Source organism: Bradyrhizobium sp. DOA9 (assembly GCF_000617845.2).
Classification (GTDB): domain Bacteria; phylum Pseudomonadota; class Alphaproteobacteria; order Rhizobiales; family Xanthobacteraceae; genus Bradyrhizobium.
This window is the reverse complement of the sequence record NZ_DF820425.1, coordinates 2,921,974-2,948,009: the sequence shown is the minus strand read 5'-3', so window position 1 is coordinate 2,948,009 and position 26,036 is coordinate 2,921,974. Positions and strand designations below refer to the sequence as shown.

25 protein-coding genes are annotated in these 26,036 nt (G+C 66.7%); 12 read left to right on the top strand and 13 right to left on the bottom strand.

Annotated elements, in window-relative coordinates:
• The first annotated feature begins 23 nt into the window (after positions 1 to 23).
• Positions 24 to 1,394 (top strand): aminotransferase-like domain-containing protein, encoded by a 1,371-nt coding sequence (locus BDOA9_RS13760; RefSeq protein WP_025034522.1) that lies wholly within the window; start codon positions 24 to 26, stop codon positions 1,392 to 1,394.
• A gap of 123 nt (positions 1,395 to 1,517) precedes the next feature.
• Positions 1,518 to 2,261 carry a sulfite exporter TauE/SafE family protein gene (locus BDOA9_RS13755; protein ID WP_025034521.1) on the top strand — a complete coding sequence of 248 codons (744 nt, stop codon included), beginning with the start codon at positions 1,518 to 1,520 and terminating at the stop codon, positions 2,259 to 2,261.
• 48 nt (positions 2,262 to 2,309) lie between these two features.
• On the opposite strand, the gene BDOA9_RS13750 is transcribed toward BDOA9_RS13755, so the two are convergent.
• The 4 genes from BDOA9_RS13750 to BDOA9_RS13735 form a co-directional block, all read right to left on the bottom strand.
• Entirely contained in the window at positions 2,310 to 3,716 is a 1,407-nt protein-coding gene (locus BDOA9_RS13750) for an MATE family efflux transporter (protein WP_025034520.1), read from the bottom strand.
• A gap of 52 nt (positions 3,717 to 3,768) precedes the next feature.
• Complete coding sequence (locus BDOA9_RS13745; protein ID WP_025034519.1) at positions 3,769 to 5,568, bottom strand: ABC transporter ATP-binding protein; 1,800 nt, start codon at positions 5,566 to 5,568, stop codon at positions 3,769 to 3,771.
• Positions 5,569 to 5,931: 363 nt separating this feature from the next.
• Positions 5,932 to 7,518, bottom strand: coding sequence for a DHA2 family efflux MFS transporter permease subunit (locus tag BDOA9_RS13740; RefSeq protein WP_025034518.1), 1,587 nt, complete (start codon positions 7,516 to 7,518; stop codon positions 5,932 to 5,934).
• 27 nt (positions 7,519 to 7,545) lie between these two features.
• Positions 7,546 to 8,859 (bottom strand): HlyD family secretion protein, encoded by a 1,314-nt coding sequence (locus BDOA9_RS13735; protein ID WP_025034517.1) that lies wholly within the window; start codon positions 8,857 to 8,859, stop codon positions 7,546 to 7,548.
• A 194-nt stretch (positions 8,860 to 9,053) separates the two neighbouring features.
• On the opposite strand from BDOA9_RS13735, the gene BDOA9_RS13730 reads away from it, so the two are divergent.
• The gene (locus tag BDOA9_RS13730; RefSeq protein WP_025034516.1) at positions 9,054 to 9,689 is read left to right on the top strand and encodes a TetR/AcrR family transcriptional regulator; all 636 of its coding nucleotides are present in this window, start codon (positions 9,054 to 9,056) and stop codon (positions 9,687 to 9,689) included.
• A gap of 43 nt (positions 9,690 to 9,732) precedes the next feature.
• The gene (locus BDOA9_RS13725; protein ID WP_025034515.1) at positions 9,733 to 10,062 is read left to right on the top strand and encodes a DUF6665 family protein; all 330 of its coding nucleotides are present in this window, start codon (positions 9,733 to 9,735) and stop codon (positions 10,060 to 10,062) included.
• A gap of 4 nt (positions 10,063 to 10,066) precedes the next feature.
• Here the strand turns inward: BDOA9_RS13725 and BDOA9_RS13720 are convergent, their stop codons facing one another.
• On the bottom strand, positions 10,067 to 11,278 hold the full coding sequence (locus BDOA9_RS13720; RefSeq protein ID WP_025034514.1) for an extensin-like domain-containing protein: 1,212 nt from the start codon (positions 11,276 to 11,278) through the stop codon (positions 10,067 to 10,069).
• A 98-nt stretch (positions 11,279 to 11,376) separates the two neighbouring features.
• On the opposite strand from BDOA9_RS13720, the gene BDOA9_RS38820 reads away from it, so the two are divergent.
• Complete coding sequence (locus BDOA9_RS38820) at positions 11,377 to 11,550, top strand: hypothetical protein (protein ID WP_192859566.1); 174 nt, start codon at positions 11,377 to 11,379, stop codon at positions 11,548 to 11,550.
• Between the two features lie 65 nt (positions 11,551 to 11,615).
• On the opposite strand, the gene BDOA9_RS13715 is transcribed toward BDOA9_RS38820, so the two are convergent.
• The gene (locus tag BDOA9_RS13715; protein ID WP_025034513.1) at positions 11,616 to 12,509 is read right to left on the bottom strand and encodes a DUF2147 domain-containing protein; all 894 of its coding nucleotides are present in this window, start codon (positions 12,507 to 12,509) and stop codon (positions 11,616 to 11,618) included.
• Between the two features lie 194 nt (positions 12,510 to 12,703).
• On the opposite strand from BDOA9_RS13715, the gene BDOA9_RS13710 reads away from it, so the two are divergent.
• Entirely contained in the window at positions 12,704 to 13,486 is a 783-nt protein-coding gene (locus BDOA9_RS13710; RefSeq protein ID WP_025034512.1) for a DUF2147 domain-containing protein, read from the top strand.
• A 270-nt stretch (positions 13,487 to 13,756) separates the two neighbouring features.
• Positions 13,757 to 15,181 carry a FecR family protein gene (locus tag BDOA9_RS13705; protein WP_025034511.1) on the top strand — a complete coding sequence of 475 codons (1,425 nt, stop codon included), beginning with the start codon at positions 13,757 to 13,759 and terminating at the stop codon, positions 15,179 to 15,181.
• A 125-nt stretch (positions 15,182 to 15,306) separates the two neighbouring features.
• Here the strand turns inward: BDOA9_RS13705 and BDOA9_RS13700 are convergent, their stop codons facing one another.
• Positions 15,307 to 15,870 carry an NUDIX hydrolase gene (locus tag BDOA9_RS13700; RefSeq protein WP_025034510.1) on the bottom strand — a complete coding sequence of 188 codons (564 nt, stop codon included), beginning with the start codon at positions 15,868 to 15,870 and terminating at the stop codon, positions 15,307 to 15,309.
• Positions 15,871 to 15,934: 64 nt separating this feature from the next.
• A complete protein-coding gene (gene asd, locus BDOA9_RS13695) occupies positions 15,935 to 16,798 on the bottom strand; it encodes an archaetidylserine decarboxylase (RefSeq protein WP_025034509.1) in 864 nt (287 codons plus the stop codon).
• A 35-nt stretch (positions 16,799 to 16,833) separates the two neighbouring features.
• On the opposite strand from asd, the gene BDOA9_RS13690 reads away from it, so the two are divergent.
• Positions 16,834 to 18,498, top strand: a complete 1,665-nt coding sequence (locus BDOA9_RS13690) for an aminotransferase class III-fold pyridoxal phosphate-dependent enzyme (RefSeq protein ID WP_025034508.1) — start codon at positions 16,834 to 16,836, stop codon at positions 18,496 to 18,498.
• A gap of 219 nt (positions 18,499 to 18,717) precedes the next feature.
• On the opposite strand, the gene BDOA9_RS13685 is transcribed toward BDOA9_RS13690, so the two are convergent.
• The 3 genes from BDOA9_RS13685 to BDOA9_RS13675 all read right to left on the bottom strand — a co-directional run bounded on the left by BDOA9_RS13685 (position 18,718) and on the right by BDOA9_RS13675 (position 21,273).
• Entirely contained in the window at positions 18,718 to 19,377 is a 660-nt protein-coding gene (locus BDOA9_RS13685; protein ID WP_025034507.1) for a membrane protein, read from the bottom strand.
• A gap of 120 nt (positions 19,378 to 19,497) precedes the next feature.
• Complete coding sequence (locus BDOA9_RS13680) at positions 19,498 to 20,187, bottom strand: class I SAM-dependent methyltransferase (protein WP_025034506.1); 690 nt, start codon at positions 20,185 to 20,187, stop codon at positions 19,498 to 19,500.
• 33 nt (positions 20,188 to 20,220) lie between these two features.
• Complete coding sequence (locus BDOA9_RS13675; RefSeq protein ID WP_025034505.1) at positions 20,221 to 21,273, bottom strand: glycosyltransferase family 4 protein; 1,053 nt, start codon at positions 21,271 to 21,273, stop codon at positions 20,221 to 20,223.
• 273 nt (positions 21,274 to 21,546) lie between these two features.
• Between BDOA9_RS13675 and BDOA9_RS13670 the strand changes: the two genes are divergently transcribed.
• Positions 21,547 to 22,272 (top strand): L,D-transpeptidase, encoded by a 726-nt coding sequence (locus BDOA9_RS13670; RefSeq protein ID WP_025034504.1) that lies wholly within the window; start codon positions 21,547 to 21,549, stop codon positions 22,270 to 22,272.
• 96 nt (positions 22,273 to 22,368) lie between these two features.
• A complete protein-coding gene (locus tag BDOA9_RS13665; protein ID WP_042336047.1) occupies positions 22,369 to 22,791 on the top strand; it encodes a c-type cytochrome in 423 nt (140 codons plus the stop codon).
• A 93-nt stretch (positions 22,792 to 22,884) separates the two neighbouring features.
• Here BDOA9_RS13665 and BDOA9_RS13660 read toward each other — a convergent pair whose 3' ends face one another.
• Together BDOA9_RS13660 and BDOA9_RS13655 are read right to left on the bottom strand one after the other, a co-directional pair.
• The gene (locus tag BDOA9_RS13660) at positions 22,885 to 23,163 is read right to left on the bottom strand and encodes a hypothetical protein (RefSeq protein ID WP_025034502.1); all 279 of its coding nucleotides are present in this window, start codon (positions 23,161 to 23,163) and stop codon (positions 22,885 to 22,887) included.
• Positions 23,160 to 23,954, bottom strand: coding sequence for a DUF899 domain-containing protein (locus BDOA9_RS13655; protein WP_025034501.1), 795 nt, complete (start codon positions 23,952 to 23,954; stop codon positions 23,160 to 23,162). Before BDOA9_RS13655 ends, BDOA9_RS13660 begins: the two co-directional genes overlap by 4 nt.
• Positions 23,955 to 24,041: 87 nt before the next feature.
• On the opposite strand from BDOA9_RS13655, the gene BDOA9_RS13650 reads away from it, so the two are divergent.
• Both BDOA9_RS13650 and BDOA9_RS13645 read left to right on the top strand, forming a co-directional pair.
• Positions 24,042 to 25,262: a hypothetical protein gene (locus BDOA9_RS13650; protein WP_025034500.1), complete on the top strand. Its 1,221-nt coding sequence runs from the start codon at positions 24,042 to 24,044 to the stop codon at positions 25,260 to 25,262.
• Positions 25,263 to 25,293: 31 nt separating this feature from the next.
• Complete coding sequence (locus BDOA9_RS13645) at positions 25,294 to 25,932, top strand: Vgb family protein (RefSeq protein WP_025034499.1); 639 nt, start codon at positions 25,294 to 25,296, stop codon at positions 25,930 to 25,932.
• Positions 25,933 to 26,036: the final 104 nt, after the last annotated feature.

Here is a 26,036-nt window from a genome sequence, read left to right as displayed (position 1 = left end):
TCAAAGGTTACGAGCAAAATTGCATGGAATGGATCCCTACAATCTCGGAGCTTTCGGGCCCGCGCTACCAGCGAATCGTCGAGGCCATGGAGGCCGACATTGCCGCCGGCAGGCTGGTGCGCGGTCAGCAGCTGCCGACGCAGCGCGCGCTGGCAAAAGCACTCGGCATCGACCTCACCACCGTCACGCGCGCCTACACCGAGGCGCGGCGCCGCGGCATCATGGAAGCCCGCGTCGGACAGGGCTCGTTCGTGTCGGAGACCAGCGCGCGGCGCGCGGTCGACCTGCCGCACCCGGTCGCGATCGACCTGTCGATGAACGTGCCGCCGCACCCGCTGGAGGCGCAGCTCGACGAGCGCATCATCGCCGGGCTGGAGGCCCTCCGCGCGCAATCGGGCCTGACGGCGTATCTCAACTACCAGCCGCCCGGCGGCAGCGCACATGAGCGCGAGGTCGCGGCGCGCTGGATGCGCGCCCGCGTTCCGCATGCGCAGGCCGACAGGCTGGTGATCTTTCCAGGCGCGCAGACGATCCTCTTCAACCTGCTCGCCCATCTGGCGCGGCCCGGCGACATCGTTCTGACCGAAGCCCTCACCTTCCCCGGCATCAAGGCCGCCGCGGCCCGGCTCGGCGTCAAGCTCGTCGGTGTTGCCATGGATGAGGACGGCGTCCTGCCGGATGCGCTGGCAAAGGCGTGCCGCGCGCACGAGCCGAAAGCCGTCTACCTCATTCCGACGCTGCACAATCCGACCACGGCGACGCTTTCCGCCGAGCGGCGCGGCACTCTTGCGAAGATCATCCGCGATGCCGGCACCATCCTGATCGAGGACGACGCCTACGGGCTGCTCGACCGCGCGGCCTCGCCGATCGCGAACCTCATTCCGGAGCGGACTTATCTTGCGACCACGCTGTCAAAATGTATCGCGCCGGCGCTGCGCGTTGCCTATCTGGTGACGCCCGACAGCGGTGCCCAGCGGGACATGCGCACCTGCCTGCAGGCGACCGTGCAGATGCCGGCGCCGCTGATGGTCGCGCTGGTGACGCATTGGATCGAAAACGGCGTTGCCGATCGCATCATCAGCGCCATCCGCAGCGAAGCCGTGGGCCGCCAGCAGCTCGCGCAACGCGCGCTGAAAGGCTTTCAGTTCCTGGCCAGGCCCGCAGCGCATCATCTCTGGCTGCGGCTGCCGGAGGAGCGGCCCGATCTGGCCGCACATCTGCTGCGGAACGGGCTTGCCGTCGTCGCCGGCGACGCCTTCACCGTCGACGGGGCACCGCCCCATGCGGCACGCGTCTCGCTGGGCGCAGCCCGGAACAGATCGGAATTGACGGAGGCGCTGCGCATCCTGGTCGGCGCGCTGCAGAAGCCTGCAGACACCAGGCAGATCGTCTAGGCCATCGGCGATGGCCGGCAGATCACGCTTGCGTGCGGCATGGATTGACCTGGATGCCGGCAGGCATGTTATGCGAGCCGTGGCGATCAGTTCGGGATCGCCGCTGGCGACTAGGACAATCCGTTGGAAACGCTCACCTACGTCCTGCTGCCGCTCGGCGCGCTCGCCGGTGGCTTCGTCTCGGGACTGGCCGGCTTCGGCACGGCGCTGATGGCGCTCGGCATCTGGCTCTACGTGCTGCCGCCATCGCTCGCGGTGCCCCTGGTGCTGATCTGCTCGGTGATCGCGCAGACCTCGACGCTGCCCTCGATGTGGAAGAATTTCGATCTCTCGCTGGTCTGGCCGTTCCTGATCGGTGGACTGATGGGCGTGCCGCTCGGGACCATGATGGTCGCCTCGGCCGATCCAAAAGTGTTCAAGCTGAGCGTCGGCGTATTGATCCTGATCTTCTCGAGCGCGCTGTACCTCAACAAGAGGCCGCTCGCGATCAAGTTCGGCGGCCGGGTCGCCGACGGCGCGGTCGGTTTCGCCGGGGGCATTCTTGGTGGCCTTGCCGGACTCTCGGGTCCGCTGCCGATCCTGTGGGCCAACATCCGCGGCTGGAACAAGCACGAGCGGCGCGGCATCTTCCAGCTCTTTAATTTCACGGTGCTCGCCACCGCGCTGGTGTTGCAGGCCGCGTCGGGCCTCGTCGCCCTCAAGGTGGTCTGGCTCGCAGCGGTCGCGTTTCCGGGCACGCTCATCGGCGCATGGGCGGGCGCGCGCGTCTATCACGCCCTCAACGACAAGCATTTCGGCGATGTCGTGCTCGGCTTGTTGTTCGTATCGGGCCTGACTCTCGTCTGGAACAGCATTGGCGCGCACTAGCCCCACGGCACCGCAAGCTGGCGGGAGCCGTAGGGAGGTCAACTTTCGTTACGCGGGAGCACGAGCTGGAGGCGCGGCCGGCTCAACTTCCACTGAGTCCCCGGCCTTGTCCTGCGGCAGCGGCGCGAGGCGCTTGCCGAACTCGCGGCGCAGCAGCCACAGGCTCAAGCCGGCCTGCAGCGTCGTCGCCGCGATCGAGAGACACCAGACATGCTCGATGCGGAAGCCGGGCTGCTTCGACAGCCAGAGCACCGGCAGCGCATAGGTGAGCACGCGCGTCACCGAGCTCACCAACACGGGCTTGGTGTTGCCGAGCGCCTGGAACATGCTGGAGCAGGTGAAGATGAGGCCCTGCGCCACCATATTGAGCGAGATGATCCGCAGGAACAGGAAGGCGACCTCCATCGTCTCCCGGTCGTTGGAAAATCCGGCCAGCAGCAGCTCCGGCTTCAGCTGCGCGAGGATCATGAAGCCGACCGCCACGAAGCTGGCGATCAGCGCCGCCTTGACGAAGGTTTCCCGCACCCGCGCGCCGTTGCCGGCACCGACGTTCTGGCCGGCGATCGGCGCGGCCGCCAGCGCAACGGCGAGCGCCGGCATCTGGATCAGGCCGAGCACACGCTGCCCGATGCCGAAGCCTGCCTGCGCCGCCGCGCCGAAATCGCGCAGCACGTAATAGACCACCGCCATGAAAATGAACATCATCGCAAACTCGCCGCCGGCCGGCAGGCCGACATTGAGGATGCGCATCAAGTGCCGTGGCTGCGGACGCCACTGCGCCGCGTCGAAGGCGACGTAGCGCTCGACCTTGCGGAAATAGGCCAGCAGCATCAGCACGCCGACGCCGACCGCGATCGAGCTCGCCAGTCCCGCGCCGGCGACGCCGAGCGCACAGCCCGTGCCCCAGCCCGAGATCAGCACCGGCGCCAGAGCGACGTTGATGGCGACAGCGAGCGCGCGCACGACCATCGCCGGGCGCACGATAGCGGTCGCACGCAGCGCCGAAGCCAGCACCTGCATGGCGAATTCCAGCGCGAGCGCCGGCATAAACCACAACAGATAGACGGTCCCCGCTTCGACGGTGGCCTGGTCGGCCGCGACCGAGCGCATGTAAGCGCGCGACAGCACCGCGCCGAGCACGAGGGTCAAGAGGCCGGCCAGCACCGAAAGCACGATCGCCTGGTTGAAGATCAGGTTCGCATCCGCCCGGTCCTTGCGTCCCACGGCATGCGCGATCAGCGCCACCGTGCCGACGCCGAGCACCTGCATCAAGGCGTTGACGAGAAAGCCGGCATTGCCGGCCGCGGCGACGCCGGCGACCGCAGCATCGCCGAGGCTGGATACGAAATACAGGTCGACCAGCTGGCAGATCATGATCGAGACCATGCCGGCCGTGATCGGCGGCGTCATGATCAGGATATGTCTCACGATGGAGCCGCGCGTCAGGTCTTTCATGTCAATCCATCCTCACGCGACCTGGCCGGCATTCGTCTGCCGGCCAGGCGCGTCATTCCGCTGCTGCGATCTGTCCGAGCTCCACCACCTGGCGCTCGAACAGGCTGCGATAGATGCCGTCCGGCTTGGCCGCGAGCAGAGCGTGCGTGCCCTGCTCGACGATCTCGCCGCGGTCGAACACCAGGATGCGATCGAGGCTCTTCACCGTCGACAGCCGGTGCGCGATCACGATCGAGGTGCGGCCCTTCATCAGCCGCTCCATCGCCTCCTGGATCAGGGCCTCCGATTCCGAATCCAGGCTCGATGTCGCCTCGTCCAGGATCAGCACCGGCGCGTCCGCCAGGAAGGCGCGCGCCAGCGCAACGCGCTGCCGCTCGCCGCCCGACAGCTTGACGCCGCGCTCGCCGACCAGGGTGCCGTAACCTTTCGGCAGGCGCAGGATGAAGTCGTGCGCATTGGCAAGCCGCGCCGCCTGCTCGATCGCCTCGAGGCTGGCGCCGGGCCGGCCATAGGCGATGTTCTCGGCGAGCGTGCGGTGAAACAGGATCGGCTCCTGCTGCACGACCGCGATCTGGCTGCGCAGCGATTGCTGCGTGGCGAGCGCGATGTCCTGCCCGTCGATCAGCACGCGGCCGCCGGTGACGTCGTAGAGCCGCTGCACCAGCTTGACGAAGGTGGTCTTGCCGGAGCCGGAGCGCCCGACGAGGCCGACCCGCTCGCCGGCGCGGATCGTCACCGACAGCCCGTCATAGAGCGGCGTGCGATGTCCGCCGTATTGAAACGTGACGTCGTCGAACACGATCGCGCCGCCTTCGATCGCGATCGGCTGCGCGTTGACCGCATCGGCGATGCCGATCGGCTCGTCATGGATCGCCACCAGCTCCTCCATATCGTTGACCGAGCGCTGGAGGTTGTTGATGTGCATGCCGACGTCGCGCAGATAGGCGTGGATGACGTAGTAGCTCGTCAGCACATAGGTGACGTCGCCGGGTGAGGCATGGCCGGAGACCCACAGCCAGACGGAGCCGCCGATCACCGAGGCGCGCAGGGCCAGCAGCAGCGTGAGCTGCGCCATGGCGGTGTAGTTGTAGCGAAACCAGGTTCGCCGCACCCGCACGCCCCAGCGCTTGATGACGCGGGCGAGCCGCGCATCCTCGCGCAGCTCCGCGCCGAAGGATTTCACCACCGCGTTGCAGGTCAGCGCATCCGCCAGCGTGCCGCCGACCTTGGTGTCCCAGGCATTTGAGATGCGCGCGGCCGGCGCGATGTAGCGGGTCGAGAACAGCACCGTCATCGTGACATAGGCCAGCGCGCCGAGCGCGATCACCGCGCCGAGCGAGGCCCAGTGCACGCCGAGCAGGATCATCGAGCCGATCAGAACGACGAACGACGGCAACAGCGCGAGCAGCAGCGTGTCGTTGAGCAGGTCGAGCGCCCACATGCCGCGGGTGACCTTGCGCACCGTGGAGCCGGCGAAGGAGTTCGCGTGCCAGTCGGTGGAGAGGCGCTGCACGCGCGTGAACGCCTCCTGCGCGACCTCCGACATGATCTGCAGCGTGAACGGAACGATCGCCTGCAAACCTGCGAGCCGCAGCACCATCGAGGCCGCACCCAGCGCCACGATGGCGCCGAACGCGACCAGCGCCGCGTGCCGCGCATCGGGGTCGGACGGACCGCGGGTCAGCGCATCGATCAAGTGTCCCGAAAAGACCGGCATGAACAGATCGGCGGCGGTTGCGCCGAGCAGGCCGCCGGCCACGACGAGGCCGCGCCCCGGCTGCTTCAGCCAATGCTTGAACACGAAGGGCAGCACGACGCGAATCGCCGCGGGCTTCTTGGACAGAGCGGTCATGGCATCATCCGGCCGCTTCGCGCGGGCCGGCTCCATCGATGGACGCAAGCCGGCCGCGAGGACCGGGACGGGCGTCACGTAAGACTGACTTTGACTTGGGATTCGACTTGGGAAACGAAGCGATCGGGACGCTTGGCCAATACCCTGGCCCGATCGAAGCTGGCGGAAGAGGCCTCTAGCAGGCCGCGTACATACCGAGCCAGAAGGTGATCGAGGTGATCATCGAGCGCGGGCGTAGGATCTGCGAATGCGACGAAATCATGCAAATCTCTCCCCGGTTCGAATGAATGAGGTGCGCTTTATAGATGTGTCGCCGGCCGATTGCAACGGGGCTCGCGCGAGATCACGCACGAGTGTTGCAAATTAGTGCGCGTCGCCGCCGGCACCGAACGGCGACGGCGGCTTCTTCAGCAGCACCACCAGGAAGCTGAGGGCGAGATAGAACAGCGTCAACATGAAGAAGGCATCGCCAAAGCTCATCACCACGGCCTGGCGATGCACCAGCTGGGACAGCTGCTTCAAGGCCATCAGCGTGGAATCGCCAAGTCCCTGGAATTTCTGCATGAACATGCTCAGGGTTTCGGTCGCGGTCGCATTCCCCCAGGTCACGCGCTCCTGCAGGCGGACGATGTGCAGGTCGGTACGGTCGTTGAGCACGGTGTTGATGACGGCAAGGCCAAGCGCGCCGCCGAGATTGCGCATCAGGTTGAACACGCCGCTCGCGTTCTTCACCTTGTCGGGTGCCAGCGTGCCGAGCGCGACGTTGTTGGTCGGGACCATCGCGAACATCATGCCGATGCCGCGCAGGATCTGCGGCACCAGCAACTCGTAGAAATCGTAATCGCGGGTGATCCAGGTCATCTGGTAGGAGCCGATCGCGAACACGACGAGGCCGAACGCGATCATGTAGCGCATGTCGAGCTTGGCCATGAGCCGGCCGACCAGCGGCGCGACCAGGAACATGGTGATGCCGGAGACGAACATGGTGTCGCCGATCATCAGCGCGCTGTAGCCGCGCACTTCGGCGAGATAGCGCGGATAGATGTAGGTCAGGCCGTAGAGGCCGATGCCGATGCAGAATTGCAGCGTGCATCCGACGGCGAAGTTGCGGTCGGAGAAGGTGCGTAAGTTGACGATCGGCTCGGCCGCCGTGAACACGCGCCAGAAGAAGGCGATGGCCGAGATCGCGCAGATCCAGGCGCAGATCGCGACCGACGTGTCCTGCATCCATTGATATTGCGGCCCTTCCTCCAGCACATATTCCAGCGTGCCGAGGAAGCTGGCCATGAACAACAGGCCCCACCAGTCGAAGCGCTCGAGCAGCTCGAAATGCGGCTCGTCGAAATCGACCAGCGCCAGCACGCCCAATGTAATGCCGATGCCAGGCAGCACGTTGATGAAGAACAGCCAGTGCCACGACATCAGATCGGTGATGTAGCCGCCGACCGTCGGCCCGATCGTGGGAGCCAAGGTCGCGACGAGACCGATGATGGGGCCGACGATGTGGAATTTCGTGCGCGGGAAGACCGTGTAGGCCGAAGCGAACACGGTCGGGATCATGCCGGCGCCGAGAAAGCCCTGCAGCGCACGCCAGAGGATCATCTCCTCGATCGTTGTGGCGAAGCCGCAAAGCAGGCTCGAGAAGGTGAAGCCGGCCGCCGAGATCGCGAACAGCAGCCGCGTGCCGAAGGCGCGCGACAGGAATCCCGACAGCGGGATCGCGATCACCTCGGCGATCAGATAGGCGGTCTGAACCCAGGAGACCTCGCTGGAGCTCGCCGACAGCCCGGCCTGGATTTCGCTCAAGGAGGCCGAGACGATCTGGATGTCCAGGATCGACATGAACATGCCGAACACCATGATGATGAACGCAAACAGCCGCTTCGGCGCAATGCGCTCAGAGGCGGGATCCGCCATCATGGCAGGTGAAGCGGTGGTGGCGTCGGCCATCGTCCGATCTCGCAGTGCTCGGGTTGGCTACTGCGGATGGACGGCGGGATCGTCGAGGTCGACCTCGCTGTCGGCGTCGGCGGCGCCCTTGTTGGTGTCGACGGTCGCATACACCGACATGCCGGCGCGGAGCAGGTTCTGCTTCGCCACCGATTTGGGCACGCGGATGCGCACGGGCACGCGCTGCACGATCTTGGTGAAATTGCCGGTGGCGTTGTCCGGCGGCAGCAGCGTGAACACCGAGCCGGCGCCCGCCGCGATGCTGTCAACCACGCCGGAGAACTTGCGCATGCCGTAGGCATCGACCTTGATCGTCACCGGCTGGCCCGGGCGGATGCGCTTGAGCTGCGTCTCCTTGAAGTTGGCGTCGATATAGACGTCGTCCAGCGGCACGATGTTGCCGAGGCGCTGGCCGACCGCGACGAAGTCGCCGGTGTTGACCAGACGATTGGAGAATGTGCCGTTCACCGGCGCGCGCACCGCGGTGAAGCCGAGGTCGCGCTCGGCCTTGGCGAGCGTGGTCTTGAGCTCGGCGAGCTGCGCCTGCGCTTCGGTCTGCTGCGCCTTGGCGACGTCGACATTGCTGACGGCGACCTCGTAGGCGGCTCGCGCCGCCTTGACCGCGGCGGCACCCTGGTCGCGTCCGGCTTCCGAGCTTTCGAAGGTGGCGCGCGAGGCAAAGCCCTTGCTGCTCAGCGCCTGCTGGCGCTCATAATCGAGGTCGGCGCGCTTCAGGCCCGCTTCGGCGGAGACGAGCTGCGCCTTGGCCTGCGCGACCTGGCTGTCGAGCGCTGCGACCTGGCGGCCGATGCGATCGATGGTGGCCTGCTGGGTCGCGATCCTGGTCGCGGCGGCTTCGACCGCAATCCTGTAATCGCCGTCGTCGATGCGGAAGATGGTGTCGCCGGCCCGGACGGGCGCGTTGTCGCCGGCGAGGATCGCGGAGATGTGGCCGGCAACGCGCGCGCCGAGCATGGTGTTGTTGGCGCGGACATAGGCGTCGTCGGTCGAGATGTAGAAGCGGCCGACCAGCGTGTAATAGCCGGCATAGCCCGCAGCGGCGAGCGCGAGAACGAGGCCGATTCCGGTCAGGACGAATTTGCGCTTGCCGGACTTCGGCGCACTGGACTTGGGCGCAGCGGCCTCCGGCGCAGGTGCGGCCGGCTTGTCCGTCACCGGGTTCTCCGGCGCTTCTGGGGGCGGACGCTTCGTTTCCTCTGCCACGTGACCGCGCAGCTCGGCAGGGGATGCCGAGGTCTCGGAGGCAGCATCAGCGCCCGTCTGGTCCTCCACCGCTTCCTGGCGAAGGACGCGAGCCGTCTGGTCTCTCGAAATGGCCATCAAGGCCTCCCACAAAAGCACAACCCGAGGGCCGCCGCCGTTGCGGGCGGTTCCTCGCGTGGATCTCGAATATCATTGACCGAACGGTTCGGTCAATATACAGATTGATTCCGGCAAGACCTTACTGTCGCGAATCCTTTATTGGCGTTTCATGGCCTGAGCCCGATCCAAAAACCTTCCGAGACCCTAAACCAATGGTTGTAGCTGCCGGCGAACACTTGCACGTCGTCCCGGACGAGGACAATTCCAAGCGCCGCCAGATCCTGGACGGTGCCCGCAAGGTGTTCATGGATCTTGGCTTCGACGGGGCCAGCATGGGAGAGATCGCGCGCGTGGCGCAGGTCTCCAAGGGCACGCTCTACGTCTACTTCGCCGACAAATGCGCGCTGTTCGAAGCCATGGTCGAACAGGAGGCGCTCCAGCATGGCCAGGTCGTGTTCAGTTTCGATCCCGACCGCGAGGCGGAGAGCACGCTGAAGGAGTTCGGCCTCGCCTATCTTCATTTGGTCTGCCGGCCCGGTGGCGGGTCGGCGATCCGCACCGTGATGGCGATCGCCGAGCGCATGCCGGACGTCGGCCGCCGCTACTATGCCCGCGTGCTGGACAAGAGCATCAACCGCCTCTCCGCTTATCTCAAGGCCCGTGTCGCATCTCGCGATCTCGCGATCGACGATTGCGATCTTGCCGCCTCGCAGTTCATGGAACTGTGCAAGGCCTCGCTGTTCCTGCCCTTCGTGTTTCAGGCGGAGCCCGCGCCGTCGGAACAGCGCATGAGCGCGGTGGTCGAGAGCGCCACGCGGATGTTCCTGGCGGCGTACAAGGCGGGATAGCCGCGCGTTGCGCCTGCGGGCCGGGCGGCACTATATTGCGGCCATGTCTCGTGATCTTCGCCCGCCGGTCGACATCCTCCACTACGAGATCGTCCAGGAACAGGCCTCGGCGCTTGGACGGATGGGCCGCGCGCTCGAACAGACGCTGGCGCGCCTGCGCGAATTCGACGCCGCACATGCGGAGATGCCGGCCTCGCTGCAGCCGGCGCGGCGCAAGCTGGTCGCGGAAGCCGGCCAGGCGCTCTGGATGTTCGTGGTGCAACGCGAGGCGACGGGTCTGCGCGACAGCCGCCATATCATGCGGACCTACAACGTCCCGGCCGAAGTGCAGCGGTGCATGGGGCTGGCCCCCGCGCCCTCGAAGCGGACTTAAAGCGCTATTCGTCGATGTAGTCGTCTTCCTCGCGCTTGCGCGAGGTGCTCTTGCGCGCGCCGAGCGAGCCGGTGACGGAGGAATCGCGCGCACTGGCATAAGGGCTGCGTGATTGCGCCCGCGCGGCGACCTCGTTGCCCGACACGGCGGCCGGCTGGCAGATCAGGCGGCGGCTGGCGCGACGCATCAGATCGACGTGGATGTGATCGTAGTGAAAGACGTTGGAGCCCGGCGCAAGGACGGTCGTGAAATGCGCGCAGGCCCCCGCCTGCACGTCGCGCAGGAATCCCTGCTCTTCCGGCATGCCGCGCCAGCCGTCCTTCACGGTGACGCGGCGCCCATCGGCGAGCACGAAGGCGGAGATGTCGAGCGCATTGCCGAAGGCATGTTCGGAAATGTGGGCGCGCGAGTTGCCGTTCATGCCGCGGCAGGAATAGGCCGAGATCTGCTTGATCTCGGCGACGCGGACGCCGAACCAGCGCATTGCCGAGGGCTGCACCGTGTCGGCGAGCCAGCGGTCGAGCTCGGACACGATCGGACAGGCAAGCGTCGCGGTCGGCTTGATCGCGACCGGACCAACGGCGGCAACGGCATTGCCCTGCGCCGGACCGAGACGCGGCAGCGGCTGCTGCATGGGCGCCTGCGAGTATGGCGCGGGACCTGCCGGCGGCGCCGGATAGCTCGGCGCATTCATGTAGCGCGAGGCGCCGGCAGCATCGGTGCCCTCGGGCGGCAGATCGATCTCGTCTTCCTGCGGCGCGACGCCAGGCGCGCTCAGCGACACGGGTCCGGTCGAGGACCCATAGCCGGACGGCTGGCGCGCCGCGCTGCCGGGATAATTCGACTGTGGTGGATAGGACGATGCCGGATAGCCCCGGCTCTGCGGATAATTCGACTGTGGTTGCACCGGCCAGCGCGGCTGGTTGCCGATGCTGCCGGGCGGACGCAGCGGCTCGTCGGCAAAGCCATAGGTGCCGGAGGCTTCGCCGATCGCTGCGACCTTGAGTGGAAATTCGGCGCCGCACTGACCGGGACCGGAGATGGACTCGATGCGGACGATGTCCGCACTCTCCTTGACCGCCCCCGATTTCAGGCATGCGGCCTCCGCCTCGGCCCGCCACGGTTCGCGCTCGGCCTGGAAGAAGCCGCGTCCGCAACCCGCTAGCGAAACAAGGACGATGGAGCCGACGAGATACAAACGAACTCCGCGCGTCATGAACGCACGTTCGGTGAATTTACTTAAAGACTCTTCAACACGTCGATTTCAGCCTTCTTTAACCATGCCGGCCCGCATTCGCGCGGCCGGCACGGCCGATGAGCGACAGCAGGACTGACTTTTTCGGTGAGAGACTCTCTGTTAACCATGACGGCCGCGGCAAAGCGCACGACCAGCGGAGCGACCTCATGACGTTCGCCGGCAGACTGAGCGTGATCACCGCCTACCTCGCCATGGCCTTCGTCGGCGCCATCGTGCTCGGGATGATCTGAGACGGCATCGATCGACACACTGCCGGCGCTTACCCTCCCCTGGAGCGTAAGCGAGTGGCCTGTCGCTACGACCGCGTGCGCGATGGCAGCGACGAGGCGGTGATCTCCTCGCGCGGCGCCTCGACCCGGGTCCAGTCGTTGCCGGAGCACCAGAAGCGGCCGAGCGCGCAGGCTTCGACGTGCAGCTTGCCGGACCCTTTCAGCGTCATCGTCGCGTAATAGGTGTTGCCGCTGGAGCGGCTGTAGATGCTGCCGGCCCAGACATCGTGCTTCTTCGGCTTCATGTTGACGAGCACGCTCTCGCCGCGGCTCGACGCTTCGCTGGGCGCGTAACCGCACAATGCAGGTCCACAGCGCTCGATGCGGACCGTGCCCTTGGCGCCGGCGCTCTCCCATTCGCCGAGCGGCGCCGGGCCGGCGTCATCGCCGATCTGCGCCACACTTGTGGTCTGATTGACCTCGGCGTTGGGGACGACGACCGGCGGCTCGATGCGCGGCGGTTCGAGCGCGGCGGTCTTCGGCCGATCGATGTGCTCCAGATCAACCCGCGGCGGACCCGGGCTCGGCGGCTCCATTCTCGACATCTCCAAGCTTGGCGCGGGCGGCGGCGCAACGGGCTGCGACGTCGCCGCGGCAAGGACGGGAGGCGCCGGTGGCGGCACGACCACAGCCGCCTGTGGCGGCTTGACCGCTGCCGCCGGGCAAGCCGGCTGCGGCGCCTGGACCACCGGCGCCGGCTGCAAGGCCGGTGCTGCGCCGACGTCCTCCGTCGGCCTGAGGCTGCGCTTGGAGGCCACCGTGACGCACGACGCGGATCGGCAATTGCGCGGCGCCTCGACATGGAACCGGTGGCCGCCGATCGAGAACGTGTAGGAGCCGGCCTGCGCGGTCGGCGCGATCGCCAGCAGCGCGATCGACGTACCAAGCCAAGTGGCAAGCCAGGTTGCAAGCCGCTGCATCTGCGTCTCCCTCGGTATCGCGACGACGTTACGCAAGCGTAGGTGCGGCTGAATGTGCGCTGCATCACCCAGACGGCGTTCATCGTTGTGACGCCCATCACAGAACGCCCGACCGCCCCGGCGTAGGGTCGAACCACGCTTCATCCACCAGCGACTTCGGTCCATATCGGACCACGCCATTTTCGGAGGTTGTCATGAACAAGCTCTCCATCGCCGCCACCGCGCTCTTCCTGGCTTCGACCGCCGCGGCGCACGCCGGCAATTCGATCTCGTTCCAGATCGAGGGCCAGCACATCCGCATCGAGACCCCGCGCAACTGCGCTTCGCTCAATTGCGTGACCATCGTCGCGCCGGGCCTGTCGGACAAGCCGATCAAGCTGAACAACATCAACCTCAAGGGCCTCGGCGGCTCCAAGGACGATGACGACGACACCACGCCGGCTCCAGCGCCGACGACGGCGCAGCCCGCGCCGGCTCCGGTGCAGCAGCAGCCCGTGCCGCAGGCGCCCGTCCAGGCGACCGCGCCGACCGCGCCAGCCGCGCCGGCGGCCCCAGCCGCGACCGTTGCCGCCGCTCCCGCTATCGGCTTCGACAATTCGCAGCCTGCCCCGGTTGCGGCGCCGGCGCCCGTTGCCGCGCCCGCTCCGGTCGCCGCGGCTCCCGCGCCGGCTCCGGTGGCTGCCGCGCCCGCAGCGAACTCGCCGATCGGCATCTGGGCGACCGAAGAGAACAAGGGCAACGTCCGCGTCGAGCAATGTGGCGCCAATCTCTGCGGCTATGCCGAGAAGACCAACGAGCGCATCCTGATCAACATGAGGCCCGAGGGATCGAAGTGGAGCGGCCGCATCCGCGATCCCAACTCCGGCCGCAATTACGACTCCACGATCTCGATGAAAGGTCCGAACGTGATGCGCGTGCAGGGCTGCGCCTTCGGCGGCATGTTCTGCGGCGGCCAGACCTGGAAGCGCGTGAGCTGACACCGAAGGTGTCATCCCGGGGCGATGCGTAGCATCGAGCCCGGGATCTCGCGCCGCAGGCTCCCACTACAATTTCGAGCTTCCGGGTTCGCGTTATCCCGCGCTCCGGAATGACTGTCGAAAGTATGGCGCCACGTCCCTGACGCAGGGAGGTGGCGTTTGAACGTCCGCCGCGCCGTGCGACAGATATTCATCCGCCATTCAGCCTGATGCGGCTGATATCGGTGGACCTCGCCTCGCGTTCTCACCGGGACCCCATTCGTGGATTTGATGTCGGCTTGGCGCCGCTTCGCGCTTGCTTTCCCGCTGCTGGCCTTGCCGCTGGCCAGCGCGACCGCCGCATCTGCATCCGAGACCATCGAGCTGGCGCAGGCGCAGCCGCAAGCCCAGCCGACACCAATGCCTTCGCCTGCGCCGTCGGCCACCCCGGCACCGTCCGCAGACGCCCAGCCCGCCGCCGTCGAGCCGATCGGCAACGTCGCGACCGTCACAGGGATCGCGACCGTGATCCGCGACAAGAACTCCTATCCGCTGCGCGTGCGCGACGACATCTATCTCAACGACGTGGTGCAGACCTCGTCGAACTCCGCGCTCGGCATCACCTTCAACGACGCCACCACGTTCAACCTTTCCGCCAGCGCGAAGATCACCATCGACAATTACGTCTATGAAGACGGCGGCAAGCAGAATTCGGCGATCTTCGACATTAGCAAGGGCACCGTCGCCTTCGTTGCGGCCGCCGTGGCGAAAACGGGTGACATGAAGATCGCGACACCGACCGCGACGCTCGGTATCCGCGGCACCACCGGTGTCGTCGACGTGCCCGAGAACGCGACCGCGAACAGGGCGAACAACGTCAGCATCAAACTCTATGCCGACGCCGACGGCCGGGTCGGCCACATCGATGTCGACGACCGCTCCAGCGGCGCGCGGCTCGGCGCACTGACGCAAGCCGCGAGCGGCTTTGCGATCCGCCCGGGCGCGGCCACGGCCGGCGGCATGCGTTTTGCGGCCGTGCCGATCACGATTCCCGCGCCGCAGATCGCGCGCGACCGCGGCTTCGTCAGCCAGGTGCATCTGGCGCAGACCACGGGCCGGCAGATCGTCATCGAGCAGCGCGATTTCCGTCGCGCCAATCCGACGGCGCTCAGCCGCATTCCGCGGCCGGCACAACCGCCGCAGCAGCAACAATTGCGGCCGACGATCGCTCCAGGGCAATTGCCACAGCGGCCGAACGGCCAGCCGCGTCAGGACAACCGTCCGGGTCAGCAGCAGCAGCCGGGCACGCCGGGCCGTCAAGGCGCGCAGCCGCCGCAGCGGCAGGGCCAAGGACAGCACGGCGGCGCGGTGCAGCCGGGCGGCCAGCGCGCGGGTCAGGGCCAGCAGCCAGGAGCGGGCCGTCGAGGCGCGCCGCCCACCGGACAAGGCACGGCGCCTGGCAACACGCCGCGAATTCAGCCGCAGCGGGGTGGGCAGATGCAGCCCGGCGGAGTCGTGCCGCCGCAACCGGGCGGGACGCAGCAAGCCGGCCCGCAGCAGCCATTGCCGCGCACCGGCCTGCAGCCGGGCCAGCCTGCGGCTCAGCCGCCAGGCATGCAGCGGCCCATCACATTCCAGCCGCGCCTCCCCGCCGTGCCACGTCCCGCCCCGCCGCGCAGACCCGCACCCGAGCCGAAGGAGAAAGAGCGGCGGTAACCTGCTCTCTCCGTCATTGCGAGGAGCCCTTGCGACGAAGCAATCCAGAATCTTTTTCCGCGGAAGGATTCAGGATTGCTTCGCTGCGCTCGCAATGACGACGTGGAGAGGCTTGAGCGCAAACCTCACGCCTCGCCGCGGAGCCAGGCCTTCACCTTCTGCAACAGGCCGTGCCGGAGTTCGTCGACGGAAGCCGCCTCGGCCGGTGTCAACGTCTGCAACCCCGCATCGACGTCATCGTTCGACAGCGTCGGCTCCTGCGCCGGCGATGCCGCCAGCCCCGCCGCCACGAGCGCGATCGGTCCAATCTGGGTCAGGAACGCGCGCTCATATTCGCGCGACAGGCGCGCGATCGCATCGTCCAGCGTCAGCCAATCCACCGCCTTGATGTCGTTCATCAGCTTGCGAACCGGGCCGCCATCGGCCTCCATCCGCCAGAAGTGCACGACCTTGGAGCGCCCGCCGGACTGATAGACCAGCGTGCCCAGAAATTCGTGCACGGCGACGTCATGGCCGGTCTCCTCCAGCACCTCGCGGTGCGCGGCTTCCCTCGGCGTCTCGCCGTCGTCGAGCTTTCCCTTGGGCAGGACCCATTCGTTGCGCTTGCGCTGGCGCACGACTGCAACCAGCGGCACCGGCCCGCGCCGCAGCACAATACCACCCGCCGCCATGACCGGCGCCCGCGCCATCGTCAGATCCGTATCAAATCGTCCCCGTCCGACGATATAGGCGGCGGGGACGGCGGATTGAAGGCTACTTTCTTCCGAGCAGCGCCTGGCCTGCGCGAATGCGCGTGCCCTCGGCAATGCCGTCGCAGAAGGAGAAATCGCCGGGCGCCAGGATGATGATGGTGGAGCCGTGCTCGAACCAGCCGAGCTCCTCGCCCTTGGACACGTGGACGTCGCAAGGAAAATTGACCGGGCCGCGCGTCTGCGCGTTCAGCACCATGTCGAGGAAGTGCAGGCGGATGCTCGCGACCAGGATCGCGGCGACCGGCACCAGCGTCACCGCCTCGCCGGTCGACAAACGCGTCCGGATCACCGCGCGCTCGTTCTTGCAGAACAGCCGCTCGACGCGCTTGAGCGCGATCGGGTTGACGTTCCAGACATCACCGTGGATCAGCGTGACGCGCTCGATGCGTGCATCGTACGGCGCGTGGAAGCGGTGATACATGCTCGACGTCAGCCGCAGCGTGACGAAGGAGCCGTTGCGGTGCTGATCGACCAGAGCGGAATCGCCGAGCAGGTCGAGCAGCGAATAGGGCGCGCCCTTGACCTGGAACAGCTCGGTATCGGCGATCCTGCCGTGAGCGCCGACGATGCCGTCCGACGGGCTCGCCACGATCGAGGGGTCGGGATCGAACGGCCGCAGGCCCGGCTTCAGCTCCCGGGTGAAGCAGTCGTGCAGGCTCTTGAAATGCGTCTTGCGCGCCTCGGACAGATCGAGATCGGAGAACAGCTTCCACAGCGCGATCGAGAAATCCCGAACGAAGGGATTCTCGATCTTGGAGAACCAGCCCATGAAGCGGGTCAGCGCGGCGCGGGGGATGCGGTTGGTCAACAGGAAGTTGAGGTCCTCCTGCTGGGTGAAAGAGGCGATGAGGGCTTTGACTGTCATGAATCTGTCAGCTCGCAGGGTTAGCGCTTGTTGTCATGGAAACGACACTCCCGATTCTCTCGATGTCCGTGGCCGCCGCAGCCTCCGCTGCCGCCGTCTTCCCGAAGCTGAAAGCGCGGGTCGAACTCTCCCGCGCCAAGCACCGCTCGCTCGCGGGGCATTCCAAGATGTCGCGCCGGGTGGCGCGGCTGCTGCCGTTCTACGAGTACGGAGAGAGCGACTATTTCTCCTGCGATGGTGCGCCGGCGAACATCGCAGCGCAGCGCAAGGACGCCTTCTTCCGCCTCGCCGCCCTCTACGCCGAGCGCTACCCCAGGGGACGCGCAATGACGAAGGAAGCGGCGGAGACCATCTCCGACCTGAACTTCACCGAGAGCTACCGCGTGCCGTTCCAGTTCTCGCGTCTCGTCCGCGAGCACCTGGGCACTTCGACCTTCATGGAATCGTCCAGCGGCGTCACCGTCACCGACGTCGACGGCAACACGTTCTACGACCTCACCGGCTCGTACGGCGTCAACATCTTCGGCAACGATTTCTACAAGGAGTGCATCGAGGGCGCCGAGAAGCGCGCGCATGCGCTCGGCCCCGTGCTCGGCCCCTACCATCCCGTCATTCTCGAGAATGTGCAGCGGCTCTGCCGGATCTCCGGCCTCGACGAGGTCTCGTTCCACATGTCCGGCACCGAAGCCGTGATGCAGGCGGTGCGGCTGGCGCGCTACCACACGGGGCGCACCCACCTGGTTCGTTTCGCCGGCGCCTATCACGGCTGGTGGGGCGACGTGCAGCCCGGCGTCGGCAATCCGATTCCCGCACACGAGACCTACACCCTCGCCGAAATGTCGGAGAAGACGCTGCATGTCCTGCGCACGCGCAAGGACATCGCCTGCGTGCTGGTCAATCCGCTGCAGGGCCTGCATCCGAACGCCAACGCGCCCGGCGATTCCTCGCTGGTCGATTCCTCCCGCGGCGGCAATTTCGATCGCGCGGCCTACACCGAATGGCTCAAGCAGCTGCGCGAGGTCTGCGACCAGCGCGGCATCGTGCTGATCTTCGACGAGGTCTTCGTCGGCTTCCGTCTGGCCGCCGGCGGCGCCCAGGAATATTTCGGCGTCAAGGCCGACATGGTGACCTACGGCAAGAGCCTCGCCGGCGGCCTGCCGGTCGGCGTCGTCTGCGGCAAGCGTGAATTGATGCGCCGCTTCCGCGACGACCGCCCCGCCGACATCTGCTTCGCCCGCGGCACCTTCAACTCGCACCCCTATGTCATGACGGCGATGGGCGAGTTCCTGAGCCGCCTCGCCAGCCCGAATTTTCGCGCGGTCTATGACAACCTGGAAGAGACCTGGAACGGGCGCGCGAAGAAGCTCAACCAGATGATGCAGGAAGCCGACCTGCCGGTGCGCTTCGCCAACTTCTCCTCGATCTGGACGGTGAAATACACGACGCCCTCCCGCTACAATTGGATGCTGCAATATTACCTGCGCGCCGAGGGCCTGGCGCTGAGCTGGGTCGGCACGGGACGGCTGATCTTCAGCCTCAACTACACCGACGCCGACTTCACCGAGGTCGCCGACCGCTTCGTCCGCGCCGCACAGAAGATGAAGGCCGACGGCTTCTGGTGGCACGACGGCGTCCTCACCAACAAGCAGATCAAGCGGCAGATCCTGAAAGAGATGCTGGCCAAGCGCTTCGGGCGCTGAGGCTCGCTCTTCCACCACCACCGTCATTCCGGGGCGGTCCGCAGGACCGAACTCCGGTGCGCAATTGCGCACCTGAGAATCTCGAGATTCCGGGTTCGATGCTTCGCATCGCCCCGGAATGACGGTGCATATAAGAACCTCCAAGACGTGGATGCCCGGGACAAGCCCGGGCATGACGTAGCCGTTAGACATCGGAGCGTGTCGCGTGCGCCGCGCGCGTCAAGCGTGCTGCTCTTCGAGCACGGGCTCGTCGATGAAGCCCAGCGTGTGCTCGGGGTTGAGATGCAGGCCGGGATCCATCAGCTCGCCGCGCATCAGGGCGAGCGGAGCGCCGCGATAGAGCATCAGATCGTGGAACGGGTCGGTCAGGATCTTGGTCATCCAGACGAGGCCGGTCTCGACGTCGCGGATGAAAAACAGGTGCACGGTGCGGAACAGCAGGCCGCCGCCGCCGACCACGAGCCAGATCTTCGCCACCTGCCGCATGAAATCGGTCGCGCTCTGCCACGGCGTGAAGATGCCAAACAGGGTGGGATCGACGACCAGCACCAGTGGCGACAGCGCCCAGATCGCCATCAGCACCACCTTGCGCTGCAGGTTGTAGCCGACCTTGATCTCTTCCTTGTATTCGTGGGTCGCCTGGTTGATGTGGTCGTAAGTATGCGGCTCGAAGAAGAAGTGGCCGGCCTGGCGCGAGGTCATCGAGACCAGCCAGCCGACCAGCGCCGAGACGACGGGGTCGATGAACAGCCAGACATAGGCGAACAGGAAGCTCAGCGCGCTGACGAAGTGCAGGCTCTGATTGATGCGGCTGTGGTGATAGTAGCGATGGTCGTCCCAGCGCTGGATCCGCAGCTGCTCGAGATAATTCTTGATCATGCTCTCCCCCAAATGCTTTCGGGTTCAGGATTTACAGAGATTCGATGTAGGCCGTGTGACATCATCATTTTGTCATGTGACGATGTGCAGCGGCGCGATGACGCACGAAAGACGCCAGGCTCACGCTGCTTTGGCGACGTCGACCTTGCGGAAGCGCACCAGCGAGAAGTGACCGAGCGGCGGGATCAGGCGGCGCTCGGCGAGCTCCATGCCCTTCGCACCGGCGAGCCATTTGGCATAGCGAGACCAGGCGAATTCGGCGGTGCGGAAGCCGAGCGGGCGCACCACGGGCTGCAGCTTCTGCTCGATGAAGCGGCGCATGCCGGTGTCGGCGCTGACGCGGGTGAGGATGATCAATTCGCCGCCCGGACGCAGCACGCGGGCGAATTCGTCGAGCGCCTTCTCCGGATTCGGCACGGCGGTGACGACGTATTGCGCCATCACGACGTCGAAGGAGTTGTCCGGGAATTCGAGCTTCTCGGCGTCCATCACCGCGAGGCCCTCGACGTTCTTCAGCTTCTGCTCCTTCACGCGGCGGCGCGCCTTGTCCAGCATCGCTTCCGAAATGTCGGTGCCGAAGATGCGCAGGTTCGGTGCGTAGAGCGGCAGCGAGATGCCGGTGCCGACGCCGACCTCGAGCACGCGGCCGCCGATCTTGTTGGTGGCCGCGATCGCCGCCTGCCGGCCCTTGGCGAACACGCCGCCGAACACGAGATCGTAGACCGGCGCCCAGCGGTCATAGGCCTGCTCGACCGTGCCGCGCGTGAGGTCGAGCTGCTGGGTGCCGTCAAGGTTCATGATCTTAGCCATCGATGAGGTTCTCGCTGTGGGTCAAATGAAAGGTCAACCGCGCACCGGCCGCCGCGCCATGCGAGGCGAGGCGCGCAAGGCCCGGCTGGGCTGCAGTGAGGTGAGGTTGCCGACGAACTGGCGCGCGCTGTTCTCCCAGGAGCGCTCCAGCGCGAAGTTGCGGCAGGTCTGCCGCGACATCGTCAGCGCGCGCAGGCACGCGGCGCGCAGATCGTGGTCGATCGCGCCGATCGGGTGATCGGCGATGACGTCCTTCGGTCCAGTGACCGGAAACGCCGCAACCGGCGTGCCGCAGGCGAGTGCCTCCAGCTGCACCACGCCGAACGTGTCGGTCAGGCTCGGAAACACGAACACGTCGGCGGCGGCGAGATGCGCGGTGAGATCCGCGCCCTTCTTCTCGCCGAGGAAGACGGCACCGGGATATCTCTTCTCCAGCGCCGCCTTCTGCGGACCGTCGCCGACGACGACCTTGGTGCCGGGCAGGTCGAGCGAGAGGAACGCTTCGAGATTCTTCTCCACCGCCACGCGTCCCATCGTCATGAAGATCGGGCGCGGCAGGTCGAGCTCCGCCGGAGCGTCGGGATGAAACAGCCCGGTGTCGACGCCGCGCGTCCAGAAGCCGAGCCGCTTGAAGCCGCGCTCGGACAGCTCCTGCCGCAGCGAGGGCGTCGCCACCATTGTCATGGCGGCGGCATCGTGGAAGTGGCGCAGCACCGCATAGCCGACCCCCGCCGGAATGCCGGTCCGCACCGAGACGTATTCCGGAAAGCGCGTCGTATAGGAGGTGGTGAAGGCGAGCCGGTTGCGCCGGCAATAGGCTCGCGCGGCCCAGCCGATCGGGCCTTCGGTGGCGATATGCAGCGCATCCGGCGCGCACCTCTCGATCCGCCGGGCGATCTCCTTGCCCGCAGGCAGCGCAAAGCGCAGGCCCGGATAGGTCGGCAGCGGCCAGGACGGAAAGCCGTCGGGGGTGAGGAAGTCGATCTCGACGTCGAGGGCCTTGGCCGCATTCGCCAGCGAGGTCAGGGTGCGCACCACCCCGTTGACCTGCGGATGCCAGGCGTCGGTCGCGATTAATACCCGCATGGGAAAATCCCGAGAGTTTGATGATTCTCAGGCATCGACCATCAACGAAGGATATTTCAGGCGTGTGACGTCACGGAAGTGTCGGCGTGCTGTTTTGTTCGTTAACGGGCCGCTGCGGCCACGAAACCGTCATGAAACAATCCTTGCCGCCGTGAAACCGTTTTCGGTTTTCCGCGCAAATGTCCCGAAACGTTTTGCCGTTAGGACTTTAGGCAACGGAGCACCGCAACGGTGCCGCGGTGAGCAAAACACCGAGCAAACAGGGGCGATCACATGTTCAATCTGGATACGTTCAAGACGTTTTCGCGCGCCGTTGCGTTCGGTGCAGTGGCGGTCTCCGCCGTCGCGTTCGCGGGTGCCGCCAACGCCGCGCCGGTGCAGATCTTCCCCTTCTTCCAGCCGCTGCCGCCGATGACCGCGCCGCAGCCGCTGCAGCCCTATCAACCGTATCAGCAGCCCTATCAGGCGCCCTACCAGACCGAGCCGTCCGAGGATCAGGACGCGGTCGAGCTGCCGGCCCGCTTCCGCCGCCAGACCGTCTCTTACGCGACGCGCGAAGCGCCGGGCACGATCATCATCGATACGCCCAACACCTATCTCTATTACGTGCTCGGAGGCGGCCAGGCGCTGCGCTACGGCATCGGCGTCGGCCGCGACGGCTTCACCTGGTCCGGCATCCAGTCGGTGAGCCGCAAGGCCGAGTGGCCGGCCTGGACTCCGCCGCCGGAGATGATCGCCCGCCAGCCCTATCTGCCGCGCCACATGGCCGGCGGCCCCGGCAACCCGCTCGGCGCACGCGCCATGTATCTCGGCGGCACCATCTACCGCATCCACGGCACCAACGCCCCCGAGACCATCGGCAAGCGCGTGTCCTCCGGTTGCATCCGCATGACCAACGAGGACGTCACCGACCTCTATTCCCGCGTCAACGTCGGCACCAAGGTGATCGTGCTGCCGATGACCGAGCGGCGTGCAGACCTCGGCGCCGCGAACCGCTAAGGCGACAGGACATCGTGACGCGAGCGGCCCTGGAACCCACCGGGGCCGTTCTCGTTTGCCTCGACATCACGACGCATTTGCTGCGGCGCGATCCCGATGGAGGCGCAAATGCAACCACGAAGGCAACCCCCGCCATGCCCATGGCTGCACGCCCTTGCCGGCGCCGGCGCACTGACCCTGCTCGTGATCGCGCCCTGCTCGCTCGCGCGCGCGAATGACGACACCGGCCAGCAGGCCTTCAACAATGCCTGCCGCACCTGCCATTCCGTGAAGGAAGGCGACAATCGCCTCGGCCCCAACCTCAACAAGATCGTCGGACGCAAGGCCGGCTCGCTGCCGAACTACAATTATTCCTCGTCGATGAAGGAAGCCGGCTTCGCCTGGGACCAGGACAAGCTCACCCGCTTCATGGTCAAGCCGGACGAGGTCGTGTCCGGCCACAAGATGCAGCCCTATGGCGGCGTCTCGGCTGAGGAAGCGGGCAAGATCATTGCTTATCTTCAGGCGGCGCCGCAGTGAAGACTCGGTGATGCCGAACCGCCCTCGTTTGGCGTCGGCGATCGTGGCGCATCCTTCGTCTCGAAGGACGAGGCGTTCACACCGGCGGTGCGCTTACCGGCTGACCGCCCGCCGCCGCTCCGCGATCAGCCTCAACCACGCTGCAGCATGAAACGCGCTCATCAGGAGATACATCGGCACCATCCCGCCGAGCAGAGCGCCCTGCCCGGCGCCGCACAGCATGTCCGCCGGCCCCCCGCCGATCATGGCCGTCAGCACGGCCATGATGGCGAAGGTCGGCGTCGCCGCCAGCGCCAGCCACCTGGCGAGGTGGCGCGCGGCCGTCCCAGCGTCGGGGCTGGCGCCGGGGACCGCGCTGACCGGAGCTGTCATTTCCGTTCCCCTGCGGCCTCCTCGCGAAAGGCTTTCTCGCCGGCGTCCGAGATCTCCACCCATCGCTTGTCGGGCGCCGCCCCTTCCGTGTAGCAGTCGTGCCAGTTCCACCATTTGTAGGTCGGGGTCTGCGGATAGCCCGGAGGCGAATCCTCCCACACCTCCTGGCGGCCGAGCGGGGTGATGTCGAGATAGTTCCAGGTGCCGCCCATCTGCTCGTCGCCGCGGCTCTTGACGAAATAGGTGCGGAAGATGCGGTTGCCGTCGCGGTAGAACACGTTGGTGCCGTGCCATTCGTCGACGCCGAAATCGGCATCGAAGCCGTCGGTGATGGTGACCCAGGGCATGGTCCAGCCCATCCGCTGCTTCAGCCTGACGATGTCGGCTTGCGGCGCGCGCGAGGCGAACACCAGCGTGGTGTCGCGGGCGTTCAGGTGCGAGACATGGGCGACCTGGTCGGCCACCATGGAGCAGCCGCGGCAGGCGTGATCGGGCCAGCCGAACACGCCGGGCTCGAAGAAGGCGCGATACACGATCAATTGCCGCCGGCCCTGGAACAGATCAACCAGACTGAGCTTGCCGCCGGGCCCCTCGAACGCATAGGTTTTGTCGACAGCCATCCACGGCATGCGGCGCCGCTCGGCGGCCAGGGCGTCGCGGGCACGGGTATGCGCCTTTTCCTTCACGAGCAGTTGCAGACGGGCCGCCTCCCAGTCCTGCGGCGACACCACCGGTGGGGTCTGCATGGCGGTCTGTCCGTTCGTCCCTGCGTTTTTAACTGATGTCATCATGACTCTCCAAATCCATCTGCGCTCCTGCCAACGATGTCTGCCAGCTCGCGGCCCCGCGGTGGGAGTAACAAGTGTGGCGGGATTGACATGGAGTCGCTGATTACTGCCGCCGCACGCGCGCTCGAGGCCGGCGATCCACTCGGCGCCTTGAACCGCGTCGCGCTGCGCAACGATGCGCCGTCGCTGGCGCTGCGCGGCATCGCGATGGCGCAGCTCGGCGATCTCGCCAAGGCCAAGTCGCTGCTGCGCACCGCCGCGCGTGCCTTCGGTCCGCGCGAGGCGGTGGCACGCGCAAGGTGTATCGTCGCCGAAGCCGAGATCGCGCTGGTCTCGCGCGATCTGAACTGGCCGGTGAAGACGCTCGCGGCGGCACGCGCGACGCTCGAACAGCACGGCGATCTCGTCAATGCCGCCCATGCAGGCCATATCGAGGCGCGCCGCCTGCTTCTGGTCGGGCGCCCCGACGAGGCCGAGCGCGCGCTCACTGAACTCCGACCCGCGATGCTCCCGCCCGCGTCCCAGGTCGTCCGCGAGCTCGTGCTCGCCGGCATCGCCATCAGGCGGCTCAGGACGAAGGACGCACGCACGGCGCTCAGCCGCGCCGCTCACGCGGCGCGCCTTGCCAACATCCCGGCGCTCCTGGCCGAGGTCGACAGCGCGAAGCTGATCCTCGACACGCCGGCAGCGCGACTGATCGCGCGCGGCAGCGAACATCCGTTGCTGCTGGGAGAGGTCGAACGCCTCGCGACCTCGACGGCACTCGTCGTGGATACCTTCCATCACGTCGTGCGCAGGCAAGGCGTCACGGTGTCGCTGGGAACGCGCCCCGTGCTGTTCGCGCTGGCGCGTCTCCTGGCCCAGGCATGGCCTGCGGATGTTTCGCGCGAGACGCTGATATCGGGCGCCTTTCAAGCCAGGCACGCCGACGAGTCGCACCGCGCGCGCTTGCGCGTCGAGATCGGACGGTTGCGCAGGACGCTCGCGCCGCTGGCCGACATCAGCGCGACGAAGCAGGGCTTCGTGCTGGCGCCGCGGAAGACGCGCGACGTCCTCGTGCTGGCGCGGCCCAATGAGGAAAAGCACGCCGCTGTCCTCGCCTTTCTCGCCGACGGCGAGCCATGGTCGAGCTCGGCGCTCGCACTTGCGCTGCGCATCAGCCCGCGCACCGTGCAGCGCGCGCTCGAGGAGCTGGCGCGGTCGGGCAAGGTGCAGTCGTTCGGACACGGACGGGCGCGCCGCTGGATGACGCCGCCCGTCCCGGGTTTCCCGACAGGCTTGTTACTCCCCACGCCGCTCCTGAAGACGTAGGATGCGCGTTAAAGCATGAGGGATCGCGCACATGAAACATTCAGCCGCCGAGATCGTCACGGAGTATGGGCCCTTTCCAGGCGTCGAGGCCGTGCATGGCGTCACCTTTGACGGCACGCATGTCTGGTTCGCCTCCGGCGACAAGTTGAACGCGCTCGATCCAGCCGGCGGCGGGATCGCGCGCTCCATCGACGTCGCTGCACATGCGGGAACGGCGTTCGACGGACGGCACCTGTTCCAGATCGCCGAGGACCGCATCCAGAAGATCGACGCGGCCTCGGGCAAGGTGCTCGGCACCATTCCGGCGCCCGGCGGCGGCGGCGATTCCGGCCTCGCCTGGGCCGAGGGCTCGCTCTGGGTCGGACAATATCGCGAGCGCAAGATCCATCAGATCGATCCCGAAACGGGGAAGATCCTCCGCACCATCGAGAGCAAGCGCTTCGTGACCGGGGTGACCTGGGTCGACGGCGAGCTCTGGCACGGCACCTGGGAGAACGAACAGAGCGATTTGCGTCGGATCGACCCCGAAACCGGAAAAGTGATCGAGCAGATCGACATGCCCGCCGGCACGATCGTGTCAGGCCTGGAGTCGGACGGCGGCGAGCGCTTCTTCTGCGGCGGCGGCAATCGCGGCAAGGTGAGAGCGGTCCGGCGTCCGCGTCAAAGCTAGTCCTCGGCATGGCGCGAGGGCGCGTTCACACTCGTTAACCCATTCGCCCCAATTCCACCCCACCGGTGCGCTCTAGCGCCGTGCTCGCCCGCCCTGTAGAATCC